3 protein-coding genes and 1 pseudogene are annotated in these 5,312 nt (G+C 74.5%); all 4 read left to right on the top strand.

What is annotated here, in order from left to right:
• The coding region (murJ, locus tag AE652_RS34550) for a murein biosynthesis integral membrane protein MurJ (RefSeq protein ID WP_107086618.1) at nucleotides 1–1,904 on the top strand (1,904 nt) is incomplete at its 5' end.
• Between the two features lie 303 nt (nucleotides 1,905–2,207).
• Nucleotides 2,208–4,229: a protein kinase family protein gene (locus AE652_RS49105; RefSeq protein WP_049658884.1), complete on the top strand. Its 2,022-nt coding sequence runs from the start codon at nucleotides 2,208–2,210 to the stop codon at nucleotides 4,227–4,229.
• Between the two features lie 51 nt (nucleotides 4,230–4,280).
• On the top strand, nucleotides 4,281–4,985 hold the full coding sequence (gene sigM / locus AE652_RS34540; protein ID WP_082346165.1) for an RNA polymerase sigma factor SigM: 705 nt from the start codon (nucleotides 4,281–4,283) through the stop codon (nucleotides 4,983–4,985).
• Nucleotides 4,982–5,312: pseudogene (locus AE652_RS34535) on the top strand (hypothetical protein); the annotation flags it as partial. The gene sigM and the pseudogene AE652_RS34535, both read left to right, overlap by 4 nt.

The raw sequence follows: 5,312 nt of genomic DNA, 5'->3' as shown, positions 1-5,312 counted from the left end.
CTCCGCCCGGCCCCGCGCCGTACCCGCCGATGGGCGGCCACCCGGGGCAGCCCCCGTACGGCGCCGCTCCGGGCGGGCAGCAGCACTTCGTGCCGCCGATCGAGTTCGACCCGCCGCTCTCCGAGGCGGAGGCCACCATGCAGGTGGCCGCCGTCGCGGTGCCCCCGGCGGTCGAGCCGCTGGCGGACATCGTCGCCGAGGAGCGGGCCGCCGAGCAGGCACCCGCCCCCGCCGCCGAGCCCGGCAAGGCGGCCGGCGGCGGCAAGGTCTCCAACCTGCTGAACTCCAGCGCGATCATGGCGGCCGGCACGCTGGTCTCCCGCGGCACCGGCTTCGTCCGGACCATGGTGATCACCGCAGCCATCGGCGTCGGCATCATGGGTGACTCGTACAACGCCGCGAACACCCTGCCGACCCTGCTGTACATCCTGATCGGCGGCGGCGCGCTGAACGCGGTCTTCGTGCCGCAGCTGGTGCGCAGCATGAAGAACGACGAGGACGGCGGCACCGCGTACGCCAACCGGCTGCTCACCCTGGTGATGGTCGGGCTCGGCGGCGTGGTCTTCCTGGCGGTGCTCGGGGCGCCCGTGCTGGTGCGGCTGATCGCCCAGCCGATGATGGCCAACCCGGAGCGCGCCGAGACCACGGTGGCGATGGCCCGCTACTGCCTGCCGACCATCTTCTTCATGGGCATCCACGTGGTGATGGGCCAGATCCTCAACGCCCGCGGCCGCTTCGGCGCGATGATGTGGACGCCGGTCCTGAACAACATCGTGGTGATCTTCACCTTCTCCGCCTACATCTGGGTCTACGGCGGGTTCGGCACCACCCAGGTCACCCCGGAGGGCATCTCCCCCGAGGGCGTGCGGCTGCTCGGCCTCGGCACCCTGATCGGTCTGGGCGTCCAGTCGCTGGCGATGATCCCGTACCTGCGGGCCGCCGGGTTCCGCTTCCGGCCCCGCTTCGACTGGCGCGGCCACGGCCTGGGCAAGGCCGCCCGGCTGGCCAAGTGGACGTTCTTCTTCGTGCTCGCCAACCAGGCCGGCTACCTGGTGATCACCCAGCTGTCCACCAAGGCGGGCGCCGCCGCCGCGGCGGCCGGCCACAACGGCGTCGGCCTGGCCGCGTTCTCCAACGCGCTGCTGATCTGGCAGCTCCCGCAGGCCGTGATCACCGTCTCGATCATGAGCGCGGTGCTCCCCCGGCTCTCCCGGGCGGCGGCCGACGAGGACGCCGGTGCCGTACGCGACGACATCTCCTACGGTCTGCGCACCACCGCGGTGGCGGTCGTCCCGGCGGCCTTCCTGTTCCTGTCGCTCGGCCCGGTGGTCGGCCGGGCGATCTACGCGATCGGCGGCAACGACACCGTCCTGAACGACGCCACCAACGTCGGTCTGATGCTCTCCGCGTTCGCGCTGGGCCTGATCCCGTACTCCGCCCAGTACGTGATGCTGCGCGGCTTCTACGCCTACGAGGACACCCGGACGCCGTTCTACAACACCGTCTGGGTCGCCGCCTGCCAGGCCGGCTTCGCGCTGCTGTGCTGGCTGGTGCTGCCCTCCGAGTGGACGGTGACCGGCCTCGCCTTCGGCTACGGCCTGGCCTACGCCATCGGGGTGATGGTCGCGATGCCGAAGCTGAAGAAGCGGATCGGCGGGCTGGACACCAAGCGGATCGGCCGGACGTACAGCCGGCTGGCCGCCGCCTGCGTCCCGGCCGCCCTGGTCGGCCTCGGCGCCAGCCTGGGCGTCCAGCAGGTGCTCGGCGGCTGGCCGGGCAGCGTGGCGGCCCTGGTCGTGGCCGGCGGCCTCCAGCTGGCGGTCTTCGTGCTCATCGCGAAGCGCCTGCGGATCGAGGAGCTGAACTCCATGCTGGGCATGGTCCGCGGCCGACTGGGCCGCTGACCGCCCGACCACCGGCCGGACGAGCGGGCGCCCTGACCGGGCGTCAACCGGAGCAGAAGGCTCCTCCGCTCGTCCGGCCGAGTGCTGGGCCACCGGTTGGTTCGGGTCCGCCCGACCGCCGGATGGCGACCAGGTGTCGGATCTGCACCACATCTCTCCACCCGTATGCAACCGAGCGGACGTCTCAGCGGTCGTACCCGGTGGAGAAGAGTGGGCACAATTGTCCTGGAGCACAGGGCCGCCGACCCTAGGGCTCCAGCGACTCTCTCAAGCCGCGGCGACACAAGGGGAGGCAGGACCACGGTGGCTGATGGCACCAAGGCGGTCGTCGACACGTCAGCAGCTGACGCGGCGACGGACGAGGCCGCGCTGGCCGCGGCGATCGACGAGCTCGCGGGCTCGGACGACGCCGGCGAGAGCACCTCCGCGGACGCCCGCGAGGGAGCCCCCGCCGCCCCCACCGCTGCCGCCGCCCCCGGGCGCCCCGACGCGGACGAGAACACCGACCAGGACGGGGAGAAGGGCCGGGGCAAGAAGCGGGACCGCGACGACGCGTCGGCCGCGGGCCCGGAGCCCGCCGCCGGCGAGGAGACCTCGGAGATCACCGCCCCGCTCTCGGTCCAGGAGCTGCGCGCCGAACTGGCCGCCGGGTCCCCCCGGAAGAAGCCCGCCCCCGAGCCCACCCGCCCCGCGCGCCGCCCCACCGACCCGCAGCCCACGGTCGACCCGCGCGACACCGCCACCCTCCCGCGCACCCTCCCCGCCCCGCAGCGCCGCAGCGGGGACATGATCGGCCACCGGTACCGGCTGGAGGAGTGCATCTCCCAGACCGAGACCTTCAGCAGCTGGCGCGCCGTCGACGAGAAGCTGCGCCGGGCGGTCGGCGTCCACCTGATGGCCTCCGGCCACCAGCGGGCCCGCAAGGTGCTGGCCGCGGCCAAGTCCGCCGCCCTGCTCGGCGATCCGCGCTTCGTCCAGGTGCTGGACGCCGTCCACGAGGGCGAGCTGGTCTACGTCGTGCGGGAGTGGCTGCCGCACTCCTCCGACCTGGCCAGGCTGCTCGCCAACGGCCCGATGGAGCCGCACGAGGCGTACCAGATGGTCCGCCAGGTCGCCGACGCCGTCGCGGCCGCCCACCGGCGCGGCCAGGCCCACCTGCGGCTCACCCCGCGCTGCGTGCTGCGCACCGACAGCGGCCAGTACCGGATCAACGGCATCGCGGTGGACGCCGCCCTGCGCGGGCTGCCCGCCGAGGACGCCGAGGACGCCCAGCGGGCCGACACCCGCGCGATCGGCGCACTGCTGTTCGCCGCGCTCACCCACCGCTGGCCGTACCCGGAGGACCGCTACGACCTCCAGGGCCTGCCCAAGGGCCTCCAGAACGCCGCGCCGGACCAGGTCCGCGCCGGGGTCCACAAGGGCCTGTCCGAGCTCGCCGCGCGGGCCCTGTTCGACCAGCCGCCGCACCACGCCCAGCCGATCACCACCCCGGAGGAACTGGTCCGGGCGATCGCCAAGCTGCCCAAGATCCGCCAGCCCGCGCCGGAGCTGCCCGCCTTCCCGGCCCCTCCCCGGCACAACACCCACGCGCTGCCCACCGCGCCCAACCCGACCCGGGTCGCCGACACCACCGTCTCCCCGCTGCCGGCCTCCTCCCGCCCGGCCCCCTCCCGGCGCACCCGCACCCGGCGGCGGCTGCGCCGGGTGGTCAAGGCCACCGCGTGGACGGTCGCGCTGGGCGCGATCGGCGTCGCCTCCTGGCAGTTCGTCGACAGCCTGCGCCACACCGGGGCGGCCACCGCGTCCCCGCTGACCTCGGCCAGCAGCACCGCGCCGAGCCCCCAGGCGAGCACCCACAACCCGGTGTCGATCGCCATCAAGGAGGCGCAGTCGTACAACCCGCTGGGCGACGGGCCCGAGGGCACCGAGAGCATCGGGAAGGCGATCGACAACGACGCGAACACCTCCTGGACCACCGGCTGGTACGTCGACCAGCTCGGGCCCAAGCCGCCCGCGCTCAAGTCCGGCACCGGTCTGCTGATCGACCTCGGCTCACCGCAGCCGGTCTCCTCGGTGAGCGTCCTGTTCTCCGGCGGTGAGCAGTCCGCGGAGCTGCGGGTGCCCACCGCGGCCGCCGCCGGCAACCCGCTGCAGGCCAAGCCGGACGCCTTCACCGTCGTGGGCAAGAAGACCGGGACCAATGTCGAGTACACCCTCGACTCCCCGACCACCACGCGGTACCTCTTGATCTGGCTGACCGGTCTGGCGAAGGATGCCGACGGCAAGTACCGGGGCCACGTCGCCGAGGTCAAGGTCTCCGGCTGACCCGGGGCGGACGGCCCCGGCACGACGGCACGACGGCAGAGGGGGGTCACGGTGGCGGACGACGACGCGGCGCTGCTCGCCCGGCACGTCGCCGGCGACCCGGCGGCCTTCGGCCTGCTGGTGGACCGCCACCGCGACCGGCTCTGGGCGGTCGCCCTGCGCACCCTGGGCGACCGCGAGGAGGCCGCCGACGCGCTCCAGGACGCCCTGGTCTCCGCCTTCCGCGCCGCCGCCGGCTTCCAGGGCCGCTCGGCGGTCACCACCTGGCTGCACCGGATCGTGGTCAACGCCTGCCTGGACCGCGCCCGGCGCAGCGCCACCCGGCGCACCACCCCGCTCGACGAGGACCCGCAGCGGCTGGACACCCTGGTCGGCGCCGCCGAGCCGGCCGACTCCCCGGTGGTCCGGGCCGAGCTGCACCGGGAGCTGACCGCGGCGCTCGCCGAACTGCCCGCCGAACAGCGGGCCGCCCTGGTGCTGGTCGACATGCAGGGCTACCCGGTGGCCGAGGCCGCCGAGCTGCTGGGCGTCCCGGTGGGAACCGTGAAGAGCCGCTGCGCGCGCGGCCGGGCCCGGCTCCTCCCCCTGGTCCGGCACCTGCGCGAGCCCGATGTTTCACGTGAAACACCGCCCGCCCCCGGCTCGGCCCCGCCACGCCGGGACGCCCCCGGGAACCCGAAGCGCCCCGGCTCCGTCACAGGGACGGGGCAGAGCACCGGTCGGACGATGCTGGAAGGAGACGTGAGCACCCGATGAACGCCCATCCCTCCTTCCCCGACCCCGCCGACGACCACCCCCCGGTCGAGCAGCTGGCCGACCTCGCCGAGGGCCTGGTCGACTCCCCTTCCACCGTCGAGGCGCTGCGGCGGCACCTGGACGGCTGCGCCGAGTGCCGGGAGACCGTCGACGCGCTCACCGAGGTCCGGGCCCTGCTCGGCGACGTCGAGACCCCACCGATGCCGGCCGACGTCGCCGCCCGGCTGGACGCGGCACTCGCCGCGGCCGTCGCCGAAGCCACCGAAGCCGCCGGGAGCCCCGGCGAGGCCGTCGAGCGGCCGCAGGAGGCCCCCGCGGCCGACCGTC

The organism is Kitasatospora sp. MY 5-36, from assembly GCF_001182915.1.
GTDB lineage: Bacteria > Actinomycetota > Actinomycetes > Streptomycetales > Streptomycetaceae > Kitasatospora.
The sequence above is the reverse complement of the archived record's forward strand: the minus strand, read 5'-3'. Positions and strand labels throughout refer to the sequence as shown.